General features: G+C 38.7%; 24 protein-coding genes and 4 tRNA genes. 5 read left to right on the forward strand and 23 right to left on the reverse strand.

Features of this window, described 5'->3' with window-relative positions:
* The first annotated feature begins 21 nt into the window (after nucleotides 1-21).
* Nucleotides 22-1542 (forward strand): orotidine-5'-phosphate decarboxylase, encoded by a 1521-nt coding sequence (pyrF, locus tag LBN07_03740; protein ID MDR0850567.1) that lies wholly within the window; start codon nucleotides 22-24, stop codon nucleotides 1540-1542.
* 77 nt (nucleotides 1543-1619) lie between these two features.
* On the opposite strand, the gene LBN07_03745 is transcribed toward pyrF, so the two are convergent.
* The 7 genes from LBN07_03745 to LBN07_03775 all read right to left on the reverse strand — a co-directional run bounded on the left by LBN07_03745 (nucleotide 1620) and on the right by LBN07_03775 (nucleotide 8396).
* The gene (locus LBN07_03745; GenBank protein MDR0850568.1) at nucleotides 1620-2027 is read right to left on the reverse strand and encodes a DNA-binding protein; all 408 of its coding nucleotides are present in this window, start codon (nucleotides 2025-2027) and stop codon (nucleotides 1620-1622) included.
* A complete protein-coding gene (locus tag LBN07_03750; protein MDR0850569.1) occupies nucleotides 2027-2485 on the reverse strand; it encodes a methylated-DNA--[protein]-cysteine S-methyltransferase in 459 nt (152 codons plus the stop codon). Before LBN07_03750 ends, LBN07_03745 begins: the two co-directional genes overlap by 1 nt.
* A 63-nt stretch (nucleotides 2486-2548) precedes the next feature.
* Nucleotides 2549-3403, reverse strand: coding sequence for an SDR family NAD(P)-dependent oxidoreductase (locus LBN07_03755; GenBank protein ID MDR0850570.1), 855 nt, complete (start codon nucleotides 3401-3403; stop codon nucleotides 2549-2551).
* Between the two features lie 344 nt (nucleotides 3404-3747).
* Nucleotides 3748-6555 carry a hypothetical protein gene (locus LBN07_03760; protein MDR0850571.1) on the reverse strand — a complete coding sequence of 936 codons (2808 nt, stop codon included), beginning with the start codon at nucleotides 6553-6555 and terminating at the stop codon, nucleotides 3748-3750.
* A gap of 11 nt (nucleotides 6556-6566) precedes the next feature.
* Nucleotides 6567-7598 (reverse strand): Fic family protein, encoded by a 1032-nt coding sequence (locus LBN07_03765; protein MDR0850572.1) that lies wholly within the window; start codon nucleotides 7596-7598, stop codon nucleotides 6567-6569.
* A gap of 355 nt (nucleotides 7599-7953) precedes the next feature.
* Complete coding sequence (locus LBN07_03770; GenBank protein MDR0850573.1) at nucleotides 7954-8106, reverse strand: hypothetical protein; 153 nt, start codon at nucleotides 8104-8106, stop codon at nucleotides 7954-7956.
* A 216-nt stretch (nucleotides 8107-8322) separates the two neighbouring features.
* Nucleotides 8323-8396: transfer RNA gene (locus LBN07_03775), tRNA-Gly, on the reverse strand.
* 191 nt (nucleotides 8397-8587) lie between these two features.
* On the opposite strand from LBN07_03775, the gene LBN07_03780 reads away from it, so the two are divergent.
* Nucleotides 8588-8662: transfer RNA gene (locus tag LBN07_03780), tRNA-Gln, on the forward strand.
* A gap of 45 nt (nucleotides 8663-8707) precedes the next feature.
* Here the strand turns inward: LBN07_03780 and LBN07_03785 are convergent.
* From LBN07_03785 to LBN07_03800, 4 genes are all read right to left on the reverse strand, one after another.
* Nucleotides 8708-9367: a YgjV family protein gene (locus LBN07_03785; protein MDR0850574.1), complete on the reverse strand. Its 660-nt coding sequence runs from the start codon at nucleotides 9365-9367 to the stop codon at nucleotides 8708-8710.
* Between the two features lie 48 nt (nucleotides 9368-9415).
* Nucleotides 9416-9838: a pyridoxamine 5'-phosphate oxidase family protein gene (locus tag LBN07_03790; GenBank protein ID MDR0850575.1), complete on the reverse strand. Its 423-nt coding sequence runs from the start codon at nucleotides 9836-9838 to the stop codon at nucleotides 9416-9418.
* Between the two features lie 199 nt (nucleotides 9839-10037).
* A complete protein-coding gene (gene metK / locus LBN07_03795) occupies nucleotides 10038-11129 on the reverse strand; it encodes a methionine adenosyltransferase (protein ID MDR0850576.1) in 1092 nt (363 codons plus the stop codon).
* 284 nt (nucleotides 11130-11413) lie between these two features.
* Entirely contained in the window at nucleotides 11414-12097 is a 684-nt protein-coding gene (locus LBN07_03800) for a hypothetical protein (GenBank protein MDR0850577.1), read from the reverse strand.
* A gap of 206 nt (nucleotides 12098-12303) precedes the next feature.
* Here LBN07_03800 and LBN07_03805 point away from each other — a divergent pair.
* A tRNA-Thr gene (locus tag LBN07_03805) sits at nucleotides 12304-12379 on the forward strand.
* Between the two features lie 44 nt (nucleotides 12380-12423).
* A complete protein-coding gene (locus tag LBN07_03810) occupies nucleotides 12424-12816 on the forward strand; it encodes a hypothetical protein (protein ID MDR0850578.1) in 393 nt (130 codons plus the stop codon).
* 76 nt (nucleotides 12817-12892) lie between these two features.
* Here LBN07_03810 and LBN07_03815 read toward each other — a convergent pair whose 3' ends face one another.
* The 8 genes from LBN07_03815 to glmS form a co-directional block, all read right to left on the reverse strand.
* Nucleotides 12893-13114, reverse strand: a complete 222-nt coding sequence (locus LBN07_03815; GenBank protein MDR0850579.1) for a hypothetical protein — start codon at nucleotides 13112-13114, stop codon at nucleotides 12893-12895.
* A complete protein-coding gene (locus tag LBN07_03820) occupies nucleotides 13095-13790 on the reverse strand; it encodes a VWA domain-containing protein (protein ID MDR0850580.1) in 696 nt (231 codons plus the stop codon). Before LBN07_03820 ends, LBN07_03815 begins: the two co-directional genes overlap by 20 nt.
* Before the next feature lie 74 nt (nucleotides 13791-13864).
* The gene (locus LBN07_03825) at nucleotides 13865-14410 is read right to left on the reverse strand and encodes a hypothetical protein (GenBank protein MDR0850581.1); all 546 of its coding nucleotides are present in this window, start codon (nucleotides 14408-14410) and stop codon (nucleotides 13865-13867) included.
* Nucleotides 14411-14492: 82 nt separating this feature from the next.
* Nucleotides 14493-14567, reverse strand: a tRNA-Asn gene (locus LBN07_03830).
* Nucleotides 14568-14725: 158 nt separating this feature from the next.
* On the reverse strand, nucleotides 14726-15379 hold the full coding sequence (gene fsa, locus LBN07_03835) for a fructose-6-phosphate aldolase (protein MDR0850582.1): 654 nt from the start codon (nucleotides 15377-15379) through the stop codon (nucleotides 14726-14728).
* 86 nt (nucleotides 15380-15465) lie between these two features.
* Nucleotides 15466-16116, reverse strand: a complete 651-nt coding sequence (locus LBN07_03840) for a phosphoribosylanthranilate isomerase (protein MDR0850583.1) — start codon at nucleotides 16114-16116, stop codon at nucleotides 15466-15468.
* A gap of 103 nt (nucleotides 16117-16219) precedes the next feature.
* A complete protein-coding gene (lysS, locus tag LBN07_03845) occupies nucleotides 16220-17689 on the reverse strand; it encodes a lysine--tRNA ligase (protein ID MDR0850584.1) in 1470 nt (489 codons plus the stop codon).
* Between the two features lie 132 nt (nucleotides 17690-17821).
* Nucleotides 17822-19597 carry a glutamine--fructose-6-phosphate transaminase (isomerizing) gene (glmS, locus tag LBN07_03850; protein MDR0850585.1) on the reverse strand — a complete coding sequence of 592 codons (1776 nt, stop codon included), beginning with the start codon at nucleotides 19595-19597 and terminating at the stop codon, nucleotides 17822-17824.
* A gap of 147 nt (nucleotides 19598-19744) precedes the next feature.
* On the opposite strand from glmS, the gene LBN07_03855 reads away from it, so the two are divergent.
* On the forward strand, nucleotides 19745-20935 hold the full coding sequence (locus LBN07_03855) for a hypothetical protein (protein MDR0850586.1): 1191 nt from the start codon (nucleotides 19745-19747) through the stop codon (nucleotides 20933-20935).
* A 157-nt stretch (nucleotides 20936-21092) separates the two neighbouring features.
* Here LBN07_03855 and LBN07_03860 read toward each other — a convergent pair whose 3' ends face one another.
* The 4 genes from LBN07_03860 to LBN07_03875 form a co-directional block, all read right to left on the reverse strand.
* Nucleotides 21093-22649 (reverse strand): hypothetical protein, encoded by a 1557-nt coding sequence (locus LBN07_03860; GenBank protein ID MDR0850587.1) that lies wholly within the window; start codon nucleotides 22647-22649, stop codon nucleotides 21093-21095.
* A complete protein-coding gene (lgt, locus tag LBN07_03865; protein ID MDR0850588.1) occupies nucleotides 22639-23754 on the reverse strand; it encodes a prolipoprotein diacylglyceryl transferase in 1116 nt (371 codons plus the stop codon). Before lgt ends, LBN07_03860 begins: the two co-directional genes overlap by 11 nt.
* Before the next feature lie 216 nt (nucleotides 23755-23970).
* Complete coding sequence (locus LBN07_03870; GenBank protein MDR0850589.1) at nucleotides 23971-24336, reverse strand: type II toxin-antitoxin system PemK/MazF family toxin; 366 nt, start codon at nucleotides 24334-24336, stop codon at nucleotides 23971-23973.
* Between the two features lie 6 nt (nucleotides 24337-24342).
* Nucleotides 24343-24516: a hypothetical protein gene (locus LBN07_03875; GenBank protein ID MDR0850590.1), complete on the reverse strand. Its 174-nt coding sequence runs from the start codon at nucleotides 24514-24516 to the stop codon at nucleotides 24343-24345.
* Nucleotides 24517-24526: the final 10 nt, after the last annotated feature.

Here is a 24526-nt window from a genome sequence, read left to right on the forward strand (position 1 = left end):
ATTATAAAAGGAAAGAGAAAAATGGGAAACAAAAAAGTTGAAAATGGCTTTGAAAAATTACAAAGACAAATTGAAAAAAAGAACTCGCGTGTGGTGCTTGGAATAGATCCAACGGATGAAGAGTGGGATAAAGCATACAACTCTCCGTTTACAATAGATTATTTCAAAAAACTTATAAACGAAGCTGCACCTTATGTGGTCGGCATCAAACCCAATCTTGCTTTCTTTGAACGCAGTGAATATAGACGCGGCATTATGGCGCAAATTATGAAATATGCAGGTGAAAAAGGATTGGTTAAAATAATGGACGCAAAGCGCGGCGACATTACGGATACACAAACACAAATGTCAGAAGCGGATATGATAAACTTTAATCCGGATATTGTCACATTACATTCATATTCCGGAAGTGACGCAGTAAAACCGTATTTAGATGTTAATCCAAATCTTTGCATATATATCATGGCTGCAATGTCAAATCCAAGCGCACAAATACAAAATCTTACAGCAAACGGCCTGAAAGTAGCTCAGCATGTTGCCGTTGACGCAGGCAGGTGGGGTCAGGGCCGTGTTGGTTTGGTTGTAGGAGCCACACAAGGTGAAGCACTAAAGCATATCCGTATGGCAGAAAAAGAATATGGGCTGAATCCTGCACCTGTGCTGGCGCCGGGCCTCGGCAAACAAGGCGGAACACCCTTTGCAGACAGAAATTCAGTCTTCCCTATTTCATCAGGACTGACAAAAGAAAAATATCTTAATGGTATGACCACAGGTGAAGCTGCAAAATATTGGCGTGACGTAATAAACACAGAAATTAAAAAGGCACAAGAACCGCAAAGCCTGAGAGAATATGCAGTAAATAGTCTAATCGAAGGCGGCTTTGTTAAAACAGCAAAATCTCCCGACCTTATTAAAGACGGTTTCTTTTTAAAGAAAGGCAAAACAAAACTTACCACCGCAGGAATTGTTCTGACAGGCAGCCCAGACGAAAAAGTTGAACAGCTTCGCTCTCTTGTTGGTAACGGCACTCTTTCTCAAGACGATTTTGCCGCTTTGTTTGTAAATCTGCGTGACATTATGGGTATGACAAATATAGAAGCTCGGGACACCATCGGTCACCTTTACACCAAATTAGTTAAGGACAGCGGTGTTAAACCGGAGCTCGTAGGCGGCGTTCCTTATGGTGCAATATTTCCCGCTATGCAAGTTGCACAAAATCTTAAGGTTCCTTTTATAACTGAGCGAAAGGAAGCTGACATGGTGCATGACAGAATTGTAGGCGGAAAACATGACGGAAAACAAGGCATAATTGTTGAAGATGTCCTTACATCCGGCGGCTCATCCATCGAATTTGCAAAAAGTCTGCGTGCAAACGGAATTGAAGTAAACGATGTATATGCTTTCTTAGACAGGCAGCAAGGCGCAGAAGAAAATCTTGAAAAAGCAGACCTTACACTACATGCAGTTACAGATATGGACTCTCTAAAAAAGACGATGAAGAAAAATCCAAATGTTGCAAGCAGTGTAATTGATTTAATATAAATAAAAAAACACCGGAAATCCGGTGCTTTTTTAATGCAATACCGCCCATATTCTTCCATCTTTGAGGTTGTGTTATATTATCCCCCACCTCTGCATTTTTTTATTACCAGCTCTTTAAAACCCGTATCCTTATCAAAAGCTCTGTCAAATTCAAAGCTTTCAAGCTCGATTATTACAACCTCAGCTGTGGTATTTATTGTGCAACCTTCTTTAAGATGTCCGCCAAAAATATTTAGTGCTATGTCCGACACCGAGATATGTAAATGACACCCGTTTTTTGAAACAGTGCCATTAAGCGAAATAATCTCAAGCGGCTCGGTTTTTTTAATTACCGTTTTGCCGTCAGCCGACCTGATTGTGCAGACACTCAGGCACCCAACCGAACAAACAACAATACCCGCTTCAATCTCATGAGACCCTGCATACTCTTCAATTTTAATTTTAAGGTCATCTCCCCTTGCAAGCCTGAATACATGCTCTTTCATTAATCTATCCCCTTTTCAAGCTGCAATAGTTTTTCCTTAATTTTGAGGCCGCCCGCATATCCGGTAAGTGACCCGTCAGAACCGATTACGCGATGGCAAGGTATAATAATTGAAATTGGATTTTTATTATTCGCGCCTCCCACAGCACGCACAGCTTTAGGGCTTCCTATCGCTGAGGCAATCTGACTGTATGTCATTGTCTTTCCATACGGAATTTTTTGAAGCTCTGTCCATACCCTTTTTTGAAACGAAGTACCTTCGAGACTTATGGGCAAGTCAAAGTCTTTGCGTTTTCCGTCCAAATACTCTTCAATTTGTATAGCGGCCTTATCAATAAGCGAAGTACGTTTTAACTCACCCTCTTTACTTAATCCAAAATAAAGAGCTGTAATGGCACCTTTACATTCTGATATAGTAATTTTGCCAAGTACAGTTTCATATGTATAACTGTTCTTCATTTATACCTCACAAAAATTTAAATTTTTAAAACCTCGTTCTGATTTTAAAAATATTAACCTTTTTTACACCCTCTCAAACAAGGGCGAAATAAGCTGTTTTATCTGCTCAAGCTCTTTTTCATCAAAAATGCTTTTTGAAAGCTTTCGAAAACGGGGCTTACCCCAAATTCCTACGCATCTGGGACCAACAAGCCTGTTTTCAGGCACAGGCTTTAGCGCTGCCGTGGTTACACTAAGAGAGCCGGTCTCCGCGCTGTGCAAAAACAGTTTTGACATCTTTTTTGAAAAATCGCTGACTTTACCGTTAATATCACTTGCTACACAGCCGGGATGGGCGATTGCATACTCAACATTTGGATAAGCCGGCAAAAAGTCCTTTTTCAGCGTAACTATAGCTAGGCTCAACAGCTTCTTTGAGTTGGCATAGGCCTTTAATTTTTTCTCCACCTTAGCGCTCTCAGCGTCGGTCCAATCAATTTTACTAAATCTATATGAAAACGAGCTCTGAAAAGCTACCTTAGAACCCTGATTTTTGTTGAGCAACGGAGTAAGCTTAATGGTTAAATAAACCGTACCCCAAAAATTGACCTGATAGGCCCGCTTGCCAATAACTCCGGCGTTGTTTATTAAAAAGTTTATGTTCTTATCTTTAATCTCCTCGGCAAACTTATCTATCGAAGCGGTGTCGCACAAATCAATTGGATATACACTAATCCTGCTCCCGTCAAATTTAGAGGATAACTCCTCTTTCAAGGCCTCACCCTCTCCGGGCAGCGCCGGCAAAATAACCTCAGCCCCCATCAGCAAAAAGTTTGTAACAATATGCTTTCCGATGGCACCTGACGCCCCGGTAATCACAGCTGTTTTTCCTTTAAGGCTACCAAACCTCAAAAGATATTTCTGATTTTTAAATTTCATGTTTACTCCTTTGTTTTAAAAAAACTCTTCATTAGTATGTACGTTTTATGCTTAATATTGTAATATGTTTATTATTGTTCTCTGCTTATTTTCCCAAATCCATGCAAAATAAATTTGTTTATAAACTTATAATAACATAAAGCAAAGGAATAGTTAAGCAAAACACTTATCTTTTTTGCTCAATAAAAAATCCGACGGATAAATACCACCGGAAAATTGGAGCACAACCTTGTAACAAAATTGGACGGGTAGTCGTTACAAAATCTTGGTGTGGTATTATTGCAGCATTTTAATTTGGCTTTGCAAATAAAAAAACAGCGAGTTAATCGTTGGACTTTTGTTATCTATTGATTTTTGACATACTTATTATTTCGTATATCAAAGGCTTCTTTGCCACCTTCCAATATACCACACGCTTGTTGCTGGATACCAGTTTGATTTAATGTTCCTTTAATTGTTGTTCGTTTATCGTCGTATCGTGGTTCGTTATTTTCAATCGCACCAGAGCGATATTCAAATGTTTTTAGATTATTAGGTGCGTCTACACCTTGATGATTTGCAATTATTATTTCTTCCGCATCGCAACCAATAGATATATTTGCATTATGAGTGATGAGAATAATTTGCCGTTGTTTTTTCTTATCTTTTATGAATTGAACCAAGTCATTGAATATTGACTTATTGTCAAGGTCATCTTCGGGTTGGTCTATCAAAATAGGGTTTGTGCTATCATCTAATTCAATAAGCAATTTTAATAATAACAATGCTTTTTTACCTGGCGACATTTGATTTATTAAATCAGTATCACCAAGTGTTGCCCCATATGATATGTTAAAATAATCATCTAATACAACTTTCAAACCGTCTTCAACAGTATGCCCCGATTTTAAGGCTTTGTTACTTTTCAATAATGCAATAATAAATTCTTTCTTATTGCCGTCATCAAAGTCAAAATTGGGGTTTAAAGAGTCATTTCTTATTATCTCTTCATCAATATTTTGTTGTTTTAGAAATGCTTTAATAAAAATTTCGCCAAATTTTATACAAAACTGTTCTGTTTTGTAGAAAACATTTGCATAAAACGACTTATTCGTATCTGTAAATATCTTCCCAAGTTTTGAAGCATATGTTTCGTTTTCAATCTTATATGCCCCCGACGATGAAATGAGTTTGTCAATCAACATATTCTTTTCATCATTTACAGTCTTCTGTTGTTTTAGTAATTCCTTAACTTTATTTAGTTTTTTTGTTTCGGTGTCTATTTGTTCAGTTAATTTCTTAATGGTTTCAGTAATTTCAATTTTAGGTGCTAATTCAGTTACACTCGTGCTTAATTTAGTTTTTTCACTTAATTTTGTTTGAATATTAGTATTTATCTCGCTTAATATTTCTTGCTTTTTTATTTCCCATTTTTTGTCAACTTCTTTAATTTCAGCATTTGCTTCATCGTCCATTGAAGTCTTATATTTTGTTAGAAGATTTGATGGCAAGTATCCCTTTTGTAATAATGATTTAATACTTTCAATAGCGGTTTTATTATTATTTAATTCGTTCAATTCGTTTTCAAGAGTTAGCAACTTACTCTTATTCTCGGCAAAGTTTTTTATATCATCAACGGAGCAATTATTCTTTTGTGCAATCTCATCTCTTTGCGTCGTTAGTTTTTTAATTTGCTTTGTAATGGCATCTTCGTTCCCCAACTCTTCAATTTGTTGTTGTAAATCAGTAACAGTTTCTTCTTTGGATATTAAATCAGCAATATATCTATTTAGATTGTTTTTAATTTCACGCAACTTTTCTTTCAAATTGTCGCTTAGCCTTTTTATGTTTTCATCACGCAAAATAATATTTTCAATAAGGTCATCAATTTCAGTTTTATTTTCTTGGTCATCTGTAAGCCTATTTAGATAAGTTTGCGGAATATATGTTATTTTTCGTTGTTTGTTCGGGATGTTATCATCTTTCCAATAGACAGAAAGTCCTTGAATTATATATGGTTTTGCTTTTGAAATTGTTTCATTTTTTTCATCAATCTGTTTAGCGTCAATGTTGCGAGCAATGGCTCTTAAAAGGATTGACTTCCCAGAAGCACGACCACCAATAATGCAAGTTAAATTTTGATTAAAAACTATTTCTTCTTGTTGAAAATCGGGGTTATTGATAATTACTTTATCTATAAGTTGATAATCATTCTTTTGTTCAGGACGGTTTTCGCAAATACGCACTCTATCTTTTGGCTCATACATAACTTGTTTTAAGCCATTAAAAGTTGGGTCGGCTTTTATCCAACAATATCTCTTGGTATGGTTGCCCGTGCTGTCAAGTGGTTCAAATATCGCATTATTGCTGTGTGCGTCGCAACCGTGCAAACAAGGTTTAAGAGAACCGCATTCGGTTAGGACGGTTTCTTTACTTACTTTTTCTTTTTCGCCTAAATAGTATTTGATAGAGCCGTCATCACTTGCCAATATAATATCAGCAAATTTTTTAAGTTCAACAGAAAGCGTAATAAGACGAGAAGCACTATTTTGTTTACTTCCATTTCCTATGGTTGAAATGCCAGCATTTGTTCCATTATCAATAGCAATAAGCGTGTTTTCTCGCAGTTCCTTATCTTTAAATAATTCAATTAGCGCCTCTGGCGTGATGATAAAATTTTCTATTCCTTTAACATATGCTTGATTATCAGTCAAACTTTTATCACTTTCTTTACCAAGAGAAATTAAATCTGCTTTACTACAAGATAGATTTCCTTTACCATTCGTGCGTGTCCAAATAAGTTTTGCAAAAAATTTGTTTTCTATTTTGTTAGCAAAAGCAGGATTAAATAAGCAATGAATGTTTATTGGTTCTTTACCTGTTGGGAACATTCTTAGTTCAATATTTGGAAATATAAATGGTATTTTATCATTCAATCTTGCGTCCCTTATAACTTTGTTATAGTTATCAATAGAAAAGTAATCAGTTATGCCTAATCCTGCTATTGCTTTTTGTGGGTCTTTTCCGTCACCAATATAGGTTAAAATATCACTATAAAATTTATCCCATTTTTCGATGGGGCTTTGTCCTTCAAAATTATCATTCATTTTGGTTTCAGGCGTGTGAATGTGAATATCCCAACGACGCCATTCACTTCCTCTTGTGTATTCCATAGTTTTTTCCTTTATTTTTTAACTTTCCAATAGCCATTTTTATCACTGCCAATTCTTTCTACTTCGCCGTTGTCTTTTAATGTTTTCAAATATCGTTTAACAGTTCGCAAGCCCATTGACAGCGTTGTTGCTATTATGCCAGCCGTAATGTTCGCATTGCCACGAATAACGGCTTTTATCTTTTCTTCGGCAGTCAGTTTTACAGTGCCATTTACAGTGCCAACTGTATCATTTACAGTGCCAATTAGTAAATCTTTATTATGCAGTTCGTTTTTGCCGTCAAACAATAAATTATCAAAAAATCTATTTAGATATTCTTGTGTTGCATAAACATTTTTCACAAAGTTTGTGTAATTTGCACGCACAAGGGCGTTCCTAAAATACCAAGAATTATTTGCAAAACTATCATTATCTACATTAAAGCCAAAAGTTCGTAAATATTTAATTGTAAATACCGCCGTTGTTCGTGTATTGCCCTCGCCAAAAGGGTGGATTTGCCAAACACCTGAAACAAACTTGATTATGTGTTCAACTTTTTCTTTTAAGGATAGGGGTTTATAATCAAACTTTTTCTCTTCGTTAAAATCATATTCAAGTGCTGTTTTAATCATATTGAAAGAAACATACGAAACTGTGTCATCATCAAGCACCCATTCTTTTTTTGTAATATTATAATCTCTAATTTTGCCAGCAAGTTTTGGCAAAACTACGTCAAACAATCGCCTATGAATTTCTTGCAATTCAAGTGGCGAAAAGTGAAAAGTCTTTTCACTCAAAATCTCCGTTATTCGTGCAGAAACTTTATCTGCCTCTTCCGTTCGTTCGGCATTTTTAACGGGCATTTCTTCATAATAACTTTCAAGTCGTCTTTTTACCTCGTCAATGGTAATATTGCCCTCAATATTCGCCTTTGCTGTTTCAATCAAATATTTAGACGGTTTTAAGCCGTCAACTTCTTGCAAGCCAATTGCGGTTTGCCAAATAATACTTCTTTCTTTTTCTTCGGGTTCACCTTGTTTTATATATTGTTCAAATTCGTCCATTACTTTGCTCCTTTTAATTTGTCAGAAATTGGTTGCATATATTTACATTGTTTCTCTTTATTGTAATAATTGGTGCAAGCATAAAAATAATCATTTTTCTTTTCACTATAACTTACTACGCAATATCCGTCAGTGCATTGCGGACATTTAAACAAATCGGCAAGACAGTTTTTATTGTTTGTCATAAAATCACAAATTTCAGGGTCATTTGTGCAAACATAAAGGGGTAGCCCATAGTTTTTATTATTTTCATATTTTAAACGGTTACCACAAATTGGGCAACGCAAAGTGTCAATATCATGGATTGTTTCTGATATGCTTTCATCATGTGGAAGATTATAATCTTTAATAAGTTCTAATTAATTTCTTTATAATTTGGTGTGTTTTTATTATCTATTTTATTTTCTTGCACACCCAAAAAGTGTACCTTTGGGCAACCACAGTGAATGCAACATTCTGCTTTGTCTGAAATTTTATTTTCACATTCTGGGCAAGTAATGATTACCATTCATTTTCTCCTTTCGTATGTAATATAACAATTTAAGTATACCATAAACCCCATTTGTAAGCAATTATTAATAGATTGTTTTGTTAATAAGGTTATTGTCTACAAATATAAAATCATAATCGTGTTCAATATTAAGGGGCGAGATAACAAAAAACTCACTACCCAAAAAATAGTGAGTGAATTTGACGAACTTTCACAGTTCTATTTTGAACCTAATGGAGCGGATGAAGGGAATCGGACCCTCACCTCAAGCTTGGGAAGCTCGCGTTCTGCCACTGAACTACACCCGCATATATAATTTATCATTCAAATGCCACTACCCTGTCTTTTTGAGGAAAAAACAACCCAACGCTGTCATATAACAAACTGACTACTTCCGCTATTTTAGTGAGTATAGATTAGCACATTTCACAGTTTTTTTCAAGTATTTTTGTTAAGTTATTGACTTTAGCGCGCCTTTGTGCTAAATTATATAACACATTGGGGTGTAGCCAAGCGGTAAGGTCCGGGTCTCTGACTCCCGTATGCCTAGGTTCGAATCCTAGCACCCCAGCCAAATCAAAAAAATTCCGCAGGTACTTTTTGGGAACCCTAACAAATTTTAGGTTTCCTTTTTTATTTCAATGCCCTCTGCCTGAGTCTCTGTTTTTTCTGCGCTGCTCTCTTCCTTGCAGACTTCTTCAAGCTTTTTTACTTTGTTTGAAAGTATGTCAATCTTGTCATAGAAGGCCACCGAGGCTGCAGCCACACCGCACAAAATTGCTTCAAAGGTCATGCCGAGGAAGGACCCTATAAATCCGCAATAAACTATACCCATTGCTCGGGTTATGATACCCAAAATTCGGTAGACCTTGATATTCTTTTGATAAACAGAAAACGAATAAATAAGCGTCATCACAACAAACAGCAGGCTGAGCACACCGTCGTAGGCAAATACCGATACAATGACAGAAACCGCAATCACAAGGCCCAACACTATATGGTCAAAAAGCGCCAGCTTTCCGCTTTTGCCCCAATATTTCTCGTGTATCAAAAATGCAATGTTTCTAATCAGCGCTATCAGCACCATAAAAAAGCCCGTCCAAGCCGACAGAAACAAAAAAGCAAGAGCATTAAAAACGCAATTAATGCTACTGAAAATGAGCAGCATATTTCGATTTTTGGTGGCAAAAGATAAAGCAAAAAAACCGTAGGCAACTACGGTAAAAATCTGCGACAGAATAAAAAATAATGTTAAATCCCATGTAATTGATATTACCATGCCACAAGTTTAACATATTACGCCCAAAAAGGCAACATTAAATTGCCTTTATATCTCAAACTCTTCCTGCTTAAAAGCGTGATAATATTTTATCTTTTGAGCTCTAAATTTTATAACCGCATAATCAGGGTCGTTTACGCCCTCTTTATAATACATTGTGTCACCAAATTTCCAAATCTCTTTTCGGCTCTCTTGGTCGGTGCAAACCTCAGCCACACCCAGCAGCATCACACCGTGATACATAAATTTTTTGTCAAAAAAATACACGCAGGCTTTGCTATTTTTGCCTATCTGTTTCACCTTGTTTGATGAGGTATTGGTCGTAAACCAAAACTCTTTCTTACTCACAATTTTGCGCGGTGTCAGCATAGCTCTCACATTAGGAAAGCCCTGCTCGTCAACGGTAGCCAGAAAAGATGTCTTTGACTTCTTTATCACATCCATAATCTGTTTCTCTGTTTTCTGTTCCATATTTTTCCCCTTCTAATATGATGTTGTAAAATTTTTAAAACAAACGCTTTGTAACGACAAACAGTTTGAGTTTTGCTTTAACCTCCCACCTTTCCTTTTGGTTTTAGGTAAATGTTTTAAATTGTGAGAGCATAAAAATTTTACACTTTTACCGCTTGCACGACGCTGTAAAATTTTTAAAATGAACAATTTAAAACATTTACCGTATTTTTTTTATTTTCTCCCACGCAAATTCGTCTCTGCCAAAGTGCCCAAAGCAAGCCGTTTGCTTATACTGCGGCTTTAACAGGTTCAACTCTTTTATTATATCACCCGGTCTAAAACTGAAATTTCTTTTTACAAACTCCTCAATTTCACCAATAGACTTGTGATTGGTGCCAAAGGTTTCAATATTGATTGAAATGGGCTCGGCCATACCGATGCCGTATGACACCTGAATTTCACACTTGTCAGCAAGCCCACGCGCTACAATGTTTTTGGCAACAAAACGCGCATAATATGTTCCGCTACGGTCAACCTTGGTAGCATTTTTGCTACTGAAGCATCCCCCGCCAACGCGGCCTATGCCGCCGTAGGTGTCAACTACAATCTTGCGCCCCACACAGCCGCTGTCACTAAAGCTTCCCCAAACAGTAAACTTTCCGCTAGGGTTGATAATAAATTTAACATGTTTATCAACAAGAGTTTTATATTCCTTCAAAACAGGTGTAATTACGCCGCTGATTATGCTTTCCTGCACCTGTGACAAGCTAAGAATATCACTGTGGCTAACTGACACCAAAACAGTGTGAATACGTCGCGGTCTGTCGCTGTCGTCATACTCCACGCTTACCTGACTTTTAGCATCCGCAAAAAAGTCCGCGCGTTTTCTTCGGAACTGTTCATATCTTTTCATCAGCTTGTGAGCAAGAATAATGGGTAGCGGCATATACTCTTTTGTCTCGTTTGTAGCATAACCGTACATAATTCCCTGATCCCCAGCACAAAGCTCTTTTTTTACCACCGCCTGATTGATGTCAGGGCTCTGCCGGCTTATCTGTTTAATTATGCGGAACTCATTTTTATAACCGATTTCCCGAAGAACTGCAGCCGCAATCTTGTCATAATCAATATCGGCTGTTGTGGTGGCCTCCCCATAAATCATGAGCAAATCGTCCTTTATGGCACACTCCACCGCCATCTGAGCATTGGGGTCCTGACGTAAGGCCTCGTCCAAAAAACTGTCTGCAATAGTGTCGCAGGTTTTGTCGGGATGCCCGATATTCACGCTTTCGCTTGTCAAGATTTTCATATCATTCTCCTTTGTATCCTCAAAAAAGCCCGTCACAACGACGAGCTTTTGATTTTCACTATCAAATACTACCCATCGTTAAGCCTTTACCACCTTTCCATGCATCAGACAAACAAAATACATCCTTTAGGTTGGTGCGTGGTCGCAGGGGCTTATCCCTCACACGCTCGTTATGGATAATATTATTATATTAAATTTAAAAGCTTTTGTCAAATAAATAGAAAGCACAAAACCTTATTCTCTTTCACAAAAAGCAAAGCGGCAAAAAAGAAAAGCAGGGCCATTTACCCTGCTTCAATTATATTGCCTTCAATATCTATCAGACACGCCGCACTGTCACCCTCTTTGGGCACGAAATACACATAATAATATATCGTATCAAGCTGCATAGTGTTGTCACCTACAAACTTAATGAAAATTTCACCTTCAAGCACTCCGCTCTTTATATGCGGCTCAATATAGGTCTGCATAGCATGAATTGCCACATTAAACGCCTGCTTATAATCTATCCCAAAATCCTTTGAAACACAGCTCAGAGCCATATCATAGTCCTCCCCTCCTGCGTGAAGTCTCAAACTTATGTCTATGTCATCGCTAAACTCTTTTTCGATATCTGCAACATATGTGCCGTCAAATGGGTTAAAATCCAGCTGCCCGTTATACTGAAAGCTGTCGATATAAAGCGTGAAACTTGGATTAACTCCCACAAATGGTTCATGGAATTTTACTGTAAGCACACCAAATTCCACTAATTCCTTACACTTTCCATCATATTTATAGGGGTTCTCGCGCTTGCCGCTCACAAAAGACACGCCCAAATCATCGTTTATAGCCACAAACAAGTTTTTGCGATACTCGCTGATTCCCCGCTCGGCAATAGTGCCAAAGCTCGAGCTGCATGCTGCCATAAGCACTACAATAAATCCCACAATGGTCAACACACCCGCAACACCAAAAATCTTTTTCATGTTATATGTCTATGCCGGCAGTGTTTATCTTATGAGTTATTATTTTTATATTTTCATTGACTTTTGACCATATTTTTGATATGCTACTGATACTGTCAAAAACAAAAAGGTTCCTGCAATCATGAAATGATTGTGGGAAAAAGTAACCGCCAAACGTAAACAGCAAAATTGCATCAGCAATTTGCTATAAGTGCAGGTGGAGACGCGCTGTTATGGCTCAGTTGGTAGAGCACCGCCTTGGTAAGGCGGAGGTCCCGGGTTCGAATCCCGGTAACAGCTCCAAAATAACACATACATTAAGACGGGCATAAAAAAGGAGTAACACTATGAAAAGAAAATTATTTGTTGCATCACTTTCCGTTATCATGGTTGCATTTTTAATGCTATCACTTTCTGCATGTAAACAAAGCCCAACCTACACATCCCCTTACATTGAAAACAAGAGTATCCAATATTTTGAAAAACATGCTGTCGTAACCGTTGTTGTTAAAAACCCCACCGCTGACAAATATGAAACAACGGCTACTGCACGCCTATCCTATAATCATTTCCCCGACAATACTGCTTTCACGGATTTAGGCTATGCGACAGCTCAAATACTTGAACCAAATGGAACCTGCACTCTATCTATCACTATCCAATTTGGCGATGGCGGCGGAATACATAAAAATACAAAATGGGAAATAATTAATTTTTCTGCTGTCAAAATTGAGGAATAGTATTTTTAGATTTATTTGATTTTACAAAAGAAAAATACCGCGTTGGCGGCATTTTTTTATTTTATTAGTCTATTCGTTAGTCTTTGTTTGCCATTTGACTTACTGCAGCAGCACCCCTGTCGCATTTATTGCCCCACATATCAATCAACTGTTTATTTTTAAACACGCATACAATTTCACAGTTGTTTGGGCAGCTTTCACATTCAACACCCTTCGTTTCAAACAAAACATCCGCAATATTAAAATCAAATACAATTAACCGCGCTTGCGGTTTTTTGTTATTTCTTTCTGTTTTCATAATCTGCCATAATTTCTTCCTGCCAGCTTTCTTTAATCTTTCCTTCTTCTGCATAACACCTGATTGCTTTCGACATTGCTTTATAGCTGGTTTTGAGCCCTTGGCTGTCGCACTCATAACACACTGCACAGTTTTCGTCTATGCCATAAGTTTTTGCTGTAGCAACAGCATCAATGTTTGCACCAAGAAACATAAACTCCCAATTTCCGCATTTCTTTTGAGCTTCAATAAGTTCTTTCACTTTTATTATATTATACTCACGGCTGGCGTTTTCAAATCCGTCTGTAATAATAACAAACAACACTTTTTTCGGTTTTGTTTCTGCTAGGTCAACGGCAGTACGCTTATCAACAATAGTTCTGCCTACAGCATCAAGAAGAGCTGTGCTCCCTCGGGCAAAATACTCCTTTTTTGTTATCGGTTTAACACTATTAATACTTTCACTTTGGTGCAGAAGCTCATACTTATCATCAAACAACACAGTTGTAACCTTAACCTCGCCGCTACCTGAACGCTGCTCTTTCAACAGGTTATTATAACCGCCTATCGTATCAGTTTCAAGTCCCGCCATCGAACCGCTTCTGTCCAGAATAAATACCAACTCTGTGTACCCTGCCTTGTTTTTTGCAGACACCCTTTTTTCTTTTTCCGTTTCAATTTTAATTTTTCTTTGCATAATAGTATCCTCCTTTTGAATACACAAAAGAATACCATTTCTAAGAAAATAAAAGGTCGCCTATAAGGCGACATTTAAAAACTTAAAACAGGCTCACCAAATTCGTGCAAGGCTTCATTTATCTGAAAAATATCAAACATCTTATGCTCAATAAAATATTTAATAATAAGGTCAAACTTACTGCTGCTGCTCAAGGCAAAGCCTGCCGACTTCAACAAATCCAACGTATCATCAAGTCCAAGCTTTAAACCTAAGGCAAGTGCAATGGCTGTGCTTTTGCTGGGTTTATAATCCTTATTGCTGCGTATCTTAGAAAACAGCTTGCGGTCAATACCTGCACGTTTATAAACATCAGGGTCAGAAAGCCCTGCTTTATCAATAAGGCTAAGCAGCTTTTGACTGAAAGTATCTTCAAGCACAATCGGGATTCTTTCATAGTCATAAACTTCTTTAGCGCATGCTCTTTTAAAAGATATGCTTTTTTCCTCTTGTTTGCTGTATAAAGGCTTATATTCATCTTCTGCACAACTGTAACACTTAGCCATTTCAAACAAAATCGCTTGGCTTTCAAAATTAGTATCTATATAACTGTTAATTTTTGAAAATAGCAGCTTATCCATAATTTTCTCCTATCCATATAATATCATTTCCTTCAACTAAAGTCAAAAAATCCCCAATGCTTTGCATTAGGGATAATCCGCTTGGCTCCCCGAGTAGGACTCGAACCTACAACCTACCGGTTAACAGCCGGGTGCTCTACCATTGAGCTATCGAGGAATATATGGAAGTATGGTCATGATACCAAATTGCAGGGCGTTTGTCAATAATTTTTTACAAATTTTTATCTCTTAAACAACTATTAATTTATATAAAGAAGAGCCTGAGCACAGTGTCAGGCTCTTTTTTAATAAATCAAATAAGAGGGAGGTTGAGGCTTACTTTCCAAACACCTTCTGGTAGTCAACCTTAAATTTCTCTATGCCTATGTCAGTTAGCGGATGCTTTGTGCATTGTTCCAAAACAGAATACGGAATAGTTGCGATATGAGAACCTGCCAAAGCGCAGTCTGTTATGTGAATAGGATTTCGGATGCTGGCAGAAATTATCTCACAGTCAAGGTCATGTACTTGAAATATCTCAGCAATTGTTCTGATAAGCTCTATGCCGGGCGTAGAAATATCATCGAGTCTGCCTAAAAACGGCGAAACATAGGTGGCCCCTGCACGTGCCGCAAGCAGTGCCTGATTGGCCGAAAAAATCAGCGTAACATTTGTTTTAATACCTTCTTTCGAAAGCACCTTCACCGCCTTAAGCCCTTCTACCGTCATAGGGATTTTTACCACCATGTTTGGGTGGATTTTGGCAATAACGCAGGCTTCTTTTATCATATCTTCGGCCGCAACAGTAGTAGCCTTAACCTCTCCGCTTATAGGGCCGTCTACTATGCTTGCAATTTCTTTTACTACTTGCACAAAATCCCTGCCCTCTTTAGCTATAAGCGACGGATTGGTTGTAACACCGCATATCACGCCCATGTCGTTTGCCTTCTTAACCTCTTCAACGTTGGCTGAATCAATAAAAAATTTCATAATCTTTTTCTCCTAATATATAATATTGTCTAAAACACCTCTAGTTTAAAACTTTTTTAATAATTTGTCCATTGTTTTTACAGTTTTTACCTTACACTTCTCACAGCGTCGCAAAATTCTTTAAGGCGTTTATAATCCATTCTGCCGTTTTTTCCTTTGCAGCCGGAGTTTGTATCCACTCCATAAGGCTTTACCAGTTTTATAATCTCTGCTACATTCTTTGAGTTAAGCCCGCCCGCAATTATCAGCGGCTTGATTATAGTTTCTCTTATTTTCTTATCCTGCTCAAAATCATGCACAAGTCCCGTTCCTCCGACCTGACCTGTTTCAGTGTTGATGCTATCCGTAAAATATGCATCAGCCAGCTTCATCTGTGAGTAATCAGTATACCCCCCCCCCTGCACATGTATGAGTCTTATAATCTTTGTATTTGGCAAGGTCTTACGTATTTTTTGAACCTCGCTTTCCTTAATATAACTGTGCAGCTGCACACAGCCGACACCGATAAACCTAACCAGATTAACAATTTCGTCTGCCTTTTCAACATGAGTTATAAGTGTTGAAACTTGATAGGGCGGCAGGGCCGTTACTATATCACGAGCGGTTTGCTTGGAGATAAAATCCTTGCTTGTGTGCGACTGCCCCACCAAAAGGCCTATAGAATCAACCCCGTTTTTGACACACTCCATCGCATCCTCAAGCGTTCTGATGCCGGCAATCTGAATTCTGACATTCATATCTTTTTCTCCCATTCAAATTATATCACTTTCCAACTATAATAACCAACGATTTAAAAGAAAAATCGGATTTGCTTTTACCTCAAATCCGATTAGTTTTCCTTTACTTCATCAATGGGAATAATACAGTATCGCGAATACTTTCCTGGTCATAAACCACCTGAACAAAGCGGTCAATACCTATGCCAAGGCCGCTTATAGGGGGCATACCGTGTTCCATAGCAAGCAAAAAGTCCTCGTCAAGGTCCTGCGCCTCATCATCACCCTCTGCCCTATGCTTTGCCTGGTCTTCAAGCTTCTCGCGCTGCAAAACAGGGTCTACAAGCTCGCTATAAGCCTTGCAGAGTTCAATTCCGTCAACCAGAAACTGAAACATTTCAATACGTCTGTGGTCTTCATCGTTTTCACGCGCCAGCGGCACAAGACAGGTAGGATAGTTATACAAAAACGCCGGCTGAAAGATTGACGGTCTGATTTTACGCTTGTAAACAAGGTCAATAACTCCGCCCATTGTTTTAATAGGAACAAACTCAGACTTATCCAGAACCTTGTTTGCTATGAGCTTCTTAACCAATTCGTCGCGGGAACTGACTTCTAATACATCAAATCCGCAAGTTTTGTTTACTTCGGCGGTATAGTCTATTTTTCTGATTTTTTTACCGCTGAAATCCAAAATCTGCCCATGATAAGGTATCTTAAGATCACCAAACTCTTCTTTAATAAAGCCCTGAACAAATCTTGTAAACAGTTCAATGTTGTCTTCAAAATTGAAGTAAGCCGCGTACCACTCACACATAGTAAATTCCTGCAGGTGCTGAGTGTCCATACCCTCGTTTCTGAACACCTTTGCTACCTCAAACACGCGGTTAAAGCCGCCCGCAATTACTTGCTTTAAATATACCTCAGGCGCGATACGGAGATTGCAAACCTTGTCAAGAGCGTTATGCTTAGTATAAAACGGCTTTGCAGCAGCGCCACAAACAGCACTTTGTAAAATTGGAGTCTCCACCTCAATAAAGTTTTCATCTGTCAAAAATCTTCGAAGATAAGACAAAAATCTGGTGCGCCCTAGCAGCACCTTACGTGTGTTTTCGTTGCTTATAAGGTCAAGATATCTTTGACGGTAACGTATGTCAGAATCGGTCAGCCCATGGAATTTTTCAGGCAAAGGCCGCATAGCCTTTGAAAGCAACTGAAATTTCAGTGCACGTACTGTCTTTTCACCGGTGTGAGTGGTATAAACTTCACCTTCAATGCCGATATGGTCACCAATGTCTATCATTTTTTTATAGAAATCAAAATCCTGCTCGCTGATTTCATTTCTGCCCACGCTTATCTGAACTTTTGCAAAAACATCCTGAATTTGCATAAAGCTGAGCTTACCCATAATTCTGCGCGAAACAATACGTCCGGCTACTTTCACTTTTTTGCCGTCCTCACTCTCACGTGCTTCTTTTATTGACACAGTCGGTTCAAACTTTGGGGCATAAGGGTTTATGCCCTGCTCCTTGAGTTCCTTTATTTTTGTCGTTCTTACTTCAATCTCACTGCCTACATTAACTTGGTTTTCCATTATTTTTCTCCTAGTCTTAGGATTATATAATTTTGCAGCGGTTTTGTCAATAGAAACGGCAGATTTGCAGCAAAACGCCTGACGCTTTTGCCAAACAACTAAATTTCGAAAAAAATCTATGGACATCTTCCTTTATTCTACCGTAACCGACTTAGCCAAATTACGGGGTTTGTCGGGATTAATCCCCTTGCTCACCGACACAAAGTATGACAACAACTGAAGAGGTGCAATACTCAAAAGCGGATAAAATATTTGGTTTACGGGCTGAAGTTTTATAAATACGTCCCCAACTCCACAAATCTGACGTATATCCTCAAAATGGCTTATTACAACAACCTTAGCACCCCGCGCCTTAAGCTCATATATCGCATTGATACTTTTTTGCTTAGTCTCTTTTTGAGTGATTATATTAAAAACCACCGAATTACTGTCAACCAGCGCAAGCGTACCATGTTTAAGTTCGCCGCTGCTTATGCCCCAGCAATTTATGTAACTTATCTCCTTAAGCTTAAGAGCGCCTTCCAATGCCGTTACAAAGTCAAGGCCTCTCCCCACAAAAAATATTGTGCCCGCCTTGTTTATTGTCTTAACCAGCGTTTTTAATTCTAAAATATTTATATTCTGAAGCTGAATGGCAAGCTTAGATACCTGTGGCATAGTTATACTCTTTCCGCCCGCAAGCAAACTGAGTATCATCAACGCCATACATTGGCAGCTATATGCCTTGGTTGAGGCTACCGCAATTTCCGCTCCCGCCAGAACCGGCCAAACATAATCACACAGATAGGCCAAATGACTGTTGAGATTGTTTGTAAGCGCCACACAAACACCGCCGCGCTGCTGACATACACCCTGCACCGCTATAGTGTCTGCCGTCTCACCGCTCTGGCTGATAAATATGCAAACATCACCCTTATTTATCTTAGTGTTACTATAAACAAACTCGCTCGCCACAGCAGTATAGATATTTTTATCAGTATATTTTTTAAAGTACTGTTCGGCCATTAAGCCCGCGTGATAGGCCGTTCCGCACCCAATAAGAAAAATATTCTGAGCCTTTTCAAAAAGATTCTTAAAGTCATATATCAGTTCCTTGTTGCTCAAATAAAATCTTGCCACAACCTTAAGTAAATGCGGAACCTCAAAAATCTCTTTTATCATAAAGTGTGAATATTTATCTTTATCGGCACTCTTGTCTATGACTTCAAGCGGCTTAATTTCCTTAAAGATTATTTTGCCGTTCCGGTTATAAAAAGTGATATTTTCACCCCTAACATGAGCAAACTCACCGTTATGCATGTGATAAAAGCCCGTAGTTTTACCCATAAACGGAGTTGTGTCGCTGCTGACTAAAATATCACCGCCGCACACAGCCACAAACAGCGGGCTGTTAAGCTTGGCTAAAAATAGCTCATCCGGATGTTCTTTATTTATGCACGCAAGCGCATATGACCCCTTAAGTTTGGTGCAAACCTCTATAAGAGTCCCTATACTAACCTCTTTTTTCAGCTGTAAAAGATTTGGAATAACCTCACTGTCAGTGTTTGAATTAAGAGTTATGCCCTGCTTTTTCAAGTGTTTTTTTAGCTCCTGATAGTTCTCAATAATTCCATTATGCACAACCGCCCAGCTTTTGTCACAAGACAAATGCGGATGACAATTGCGCACACTAGGAGCTCCGTGCGTAGCCCATCTTGTGTGACCTATCCCACAGCCCGAACAAACAAAGTCCTTAATAGAGCCTTCAAGCTTATCTATGGTACCTATATGTTTATTTACAACAATTCTGCCCCCGCTCAGCACTGCTATACCTGCAGAGTCATATCCGCGGTAATCAAGCAGCCGCAGACCCTTAAGTATCTTTTTCTGAACGCCCTCCTGTGACAGAACGCCTATTATACCGCACATATCTCACCCCTTTTTCAAACTCAAAAAACTGCTTCGTAATTAAGATATGCTCAAAGTTTGGTTTAGGTTAAGGTTTTGGCACCTTGGGGCTTTACAGAACTTAAAATTTGTGCTAAAATTAACTATTCACAAAAGGAGGGCGAGAAAATGTACACTATGTATAAATACAGCGACATTCTGCACATGGAAAGTACTTTTGCTAAGCATTTTGCAGAACTAAGCCCCAGCAAAAAAATAATTATATGCCCGCCTGTGCTAAAAAAACACGGCATAGGTTACGTTCTTGCCTACCTCGTCATACCCGAACCATTAGAAATTTCAAACCGCTCTAGTATAAGAAGACCTATCGGTGCGATTTATCGAAATAAAAAAAATAAGCGTATAATAAAAATAATCTCTTGCAAAAACCACGAATTTACATATGATCACGACAGTTTTGAGCATGAATATTATGATCTTCAAAATTATCCCGACTTTTGGCCCAACCGTAACCGCGAAAATGAAGAACAGTTTAAGCTGGCGCTTGAACAGCTTTATAGAGTGGTGTCAGAAATGAAACCGTTTGGCGGATATAACAAAGAGCGCTATACCCTTTATAAAAACCGGATAAAGCACCTCTTTCCCATGGGTTACTTATATTTCTTTACTGCTCTTGAGAAAAACGAATTCAGACCTGTTACAAACGAGCTGGCGCGTGTGCGTGAGCAGGCGCGGCAGGCACATCAAAATGAAGAGGTTCACCGCAATCAAGTTCTGACACAAGAAACCGAAACACAGCGAATATTGTTTATCAAAGCAATAAGCGAAAACATACAGCTGTTTGTGCGAAAAGAAATTCTTCCCTCTCTCAAAAAGAAAACACCCTACACCCGGCTTGATTTTTATGAATATCTTGGAAAAACAATTAAAAAATTGTATATAAACACTCAGGAATATCAAAACTGCTATAGTCCTACACTCAGCATAAAACAGCGGCAAAAAAACGAAAGCATCTTGCAGGAAACTATCAAAGTTAACCTGATAAAAACCTACGCCAAAGCCTGCGTAAAACCGCTTATAAACGACTCAAATGCAAACAATGTTGCTACAATATTCCTAAAGATGCTGCATATTATGGCACTGCAAGAAAAAACCGGTAAAGACAACGACAAAATCAGAGAAGACATGTCACTTCTTATGCAAGACTTTAAGGAAGAACTGAAATATACCGAAACAGCCTCTGCCAAAAACGAGTTTAACAGCTACTTTAATATGCTTTATAAGGACTATTATGAATCAGAAAAACCGGAAGAATTTTCAGAGCTGTATTTAGGCTATACCGTTGCAAATCTTTTATAAATTTGAGCAAGTCTTTTTGCTCTTTTTTTATATACTGCCCGCCATGAGATTTCCGCATCAAGCTGTCACTCCTTTAATGACAAAAAAAATCATCATTACAAGTATTCTTACAGCATCAAAAAAACAAGACCTTTATGTCTTGTTTTTTAATGATTTATTACTTTTTCTTTTTGCCTTTGGTGGTATCCTCATCATAAAAGTCAAAGGCTCTCATAATTTCTTCAAGGTCATCTTTGGGGTTAACCGCTTCTTTAAGGTCAAACCCGCTTTCATTTGGCGTAGGATATGTAAGCTTTGCGCCTATTACCGAGTTCTTCACTTTTTGGTCTGACTTTTTAAACATAATGCTTTCAAAGTTAGTGCCGCTAACCTTGTCATCTTCAAGAAGGCTTCCCAGCTTCCTTATGGTTTCCTGCTCGGTTTTAACGGTTTTTTTCGTTGTGCTTTCAGTAGGTTCTGTCACTATCGTAGTAGTATTTATAAGAGGTTTTATAGTACTGTGGCTCACAGCACTGTGTGCACCGCTCTTTTTGTCATAGTGCGCGCTGCGCGATTCTATCTCAACCGGACCGTCGTTAACCTTTGTGGCAACAGTTTTGTCAACAGAAATCTCTTTGGGGGTTTCTGACAGCGACAGGCTGGATGAGCTACTGAAGGTATTTGTTTCAACGGTGGTTTTGGGTTTATATCCAACACTCATGCCGTCAACATCAGCTGACGCTCTGCCATAAGTAGTAACCATTTTAGTGCTGTCTATGTGCTGCTCATCGTCATGAAGTGACTTTCGGTAGGTTTCAACAGTTGTGTCAACCACAACCTCGTCTTTATTTTCAGCATTTTTGACAACAGTTGCACTCATTTTTTCAGAAACAACGGCACTCCCTACCTCAACGCCCTTAAGCCTTTCTCTTATAACTCCGGTTTTGGTGATGATAATGTCTTTGTTCTCCTGCGTGCCTTGCTGAGTTTTTACACTTTCCTGCTTTAAAGCTTCCTGTTTTCGGTCTTTAATTTCAAGGCCGCTCTGTTTTATATCTTCTTTGTACACTCTGGCAGAAGTTTGTGTCTGCTGGCTGCTTGTTTGTTTGGTTTCTTCTTTCCTTGTGCTCTTTTGAGTATTTGATTTTTCTTTGTTTTCTTCAACCTGACGCCTCATAGCAGCAGAGGCGGTGTTTTCTACTATGGTCGATGTTAAACGCTCCTTTTTGGCTGCCCCAGCGGTTGTCGGCACAAATTCACGAAGTTTTACGTTTGTACTTGACATTTTTGAAAGCAGACGCTGAACGGGGTCAACATGCTCCATGTCAGACACTGCTTTTTTCTGTATGGTTATATTTTCATTCAAAACTTCTTTAAACTCATTTATCAAAGCTGTCAGTCTGCGCTTTATTTCACGGCAGTCCTGATTGGTAGTTATCTCTTCAACCACGCTCTCCATCTTTGAATAAAAGAGTTGAAGCCTCTTGGTTTCAAGTTCATATATATTTTGGCTACTTATCTCTATCTGTCGCGCTCTTTCAACGCTTTTTAAAAGCTGCGCCATAAGCTCACCCTCGCTAGATTGGCTTAGCTGTTCAATAATACGCTTCTGGTCAAAAATCCTATCTTTTTGCTCCTGTAATTGATTTTCATAGCTCGCCTTAAGCTTAACTAAATAGTTGTCAACTTGGACAACATCATATCCATTTTTAGAAATAGTAAAATCAATCATCATTTTTCTCCTTCTCAGATGGGGGTTTTCGACTGGTTTTTCCGGTTTTAAGTTTTTGTTCTGTATTTGTTGTTTGTGCAACCTTCTCTGTTTTTGCTTTTGTTTCTTTTTTGGGGTTGTCTACCTTTATGTTGGGTTTTGATGCTTCATTTGCAGCTCTTTCAATTTTAGCTTCTTCAAGTTCTGCTTCAACTGTTTGTATTATACCGGCTGCAACTGCTGCATTTTTAGGCTTTTTTAAAAGCGTACTTATTGGCTGCAATATTCCCTTCTTTTTACGGTCAAAGTACTTATAAAGCTGCCATCCTATAATTCCAAGCCCTATAACAATTATGATTATGCTTAGCACCTGCGAAACCCTTATGGTATCGCCTATCATAAGCGGGTCGGCCCTAAAGCCTTCAAGTATTGACCGGACTATTCCGTAAAGCACCAAATATGCCCCTGTCACAATGCCTCTGATATTTACAAATCTGGTGAGAAGTATGAGCCCCACAAATATCACAAAACTACACATGCTTTCATAGAAGAATGTTGCCATAAACCACGCACCGTCGGGGGTTGCCCCACCAAACAAGCCTAAGTTATTTTGCACTTCCTGCCATGCTATGTCGGTGAAATTTGTCCGCTCAATATATACTCCAAACGGAAAATACCATTGATCGGGGTTGGTTATGAGCGAGCCGTAGGCTTCTTGGTTCATATAGTTTCCCCAACGCCCTATAGCCTGACCCAAAATAAGAGGCGGAGCCACAAGGTCGCACACTTCCAGAATTGAAAACTTTCTTATGAGGCAATACACAATGATGCCAATAAGTCCGCCTATTACGCCTCCATAAATTGCCATGCCGCCGTTCCAAATTTCAAAAACCTCAGCAAAACTGCCCACGCCATAGAAAGCAACATAATACAGTCTTGCACCTACGATTGCACATGGCAGAATAACCAGAGCCAAATCAAGCACAAGGTTGTCTCTATAGTTTTTCTTTTTAGCGGTAATAAGCGCGGTTATAATTCCTGCAAGCATTCCGCAAGCAATAATAACGCCATACCATTTAATTTCCCACAGGCCGAAAAAACTAAAGCCCGGATTAAGCAACTTACTCATGTTTCTATTTTACAACGAAAGCGGAGTTTAGTCAAATGGTTACGCTTAATTGCTCTGACCAAATTATATCACTAATAAATCTTACTGTCAATATTTGTCTTTAAACGAAAAGAGGCCTCAGGCCTCCGCCTTTTCCTTCCCTTTCTTTTGGACGGTGATGTATATTATCTGCAAATAGTTTAATACTTTACTTCAATCACCTGCAAATTCGAAGCCTTAGCGAAACGATACATATGCATCACCGCCAATTCCCAAACTAATTAGCATCGCCCTCTCAACCTGTGCCATTTTGTATTCGCTAAGCTCCCCTATTCTGCGGGCCAGCCTGCGCTTGTCAAGCGTGCGGATTTGCTCCAAAAGTATCACCGAATCTTGTTCAAGTCCATATTCCCTGCTGCTCAACTCAATGTGTGTCGGAAGCTTAGCCTTATCAAGCTTGCTGGTTATTGCAGCCGCAATCACCGTTGGGCTGTATTTATTTCCTATATCATTCTGCACAATCAAAATCGGGCGCATGCCACCCTGCTCACTGCCCACCACAGGGCTTAAATCAGCATAATATAGTTCTCCTCTTTTTATCATAACTCCTCATAACTTGGCGAGCCATTCTTCATATTCAAACAAGGCATAGTTGTCAATCTGCTCAAACTCGCCGTTTATACCCAAAATCATCTCTTTGTAAAGCGGGTCATTCAACTGCTCCGCTTTATTCATATTATGTAGCTGCCCACCACAAGTGTGAGATATAAGATTTCCTTTCATATTATTACCT

This window comes from Christensenellaceae bacterium (assembly GCA_031260975.1).
Classification (GTDB): domain Bacteria; phylum Bacillota; class Clostridia; order Christensenellales; family UBA1242; genus JAISKJ01.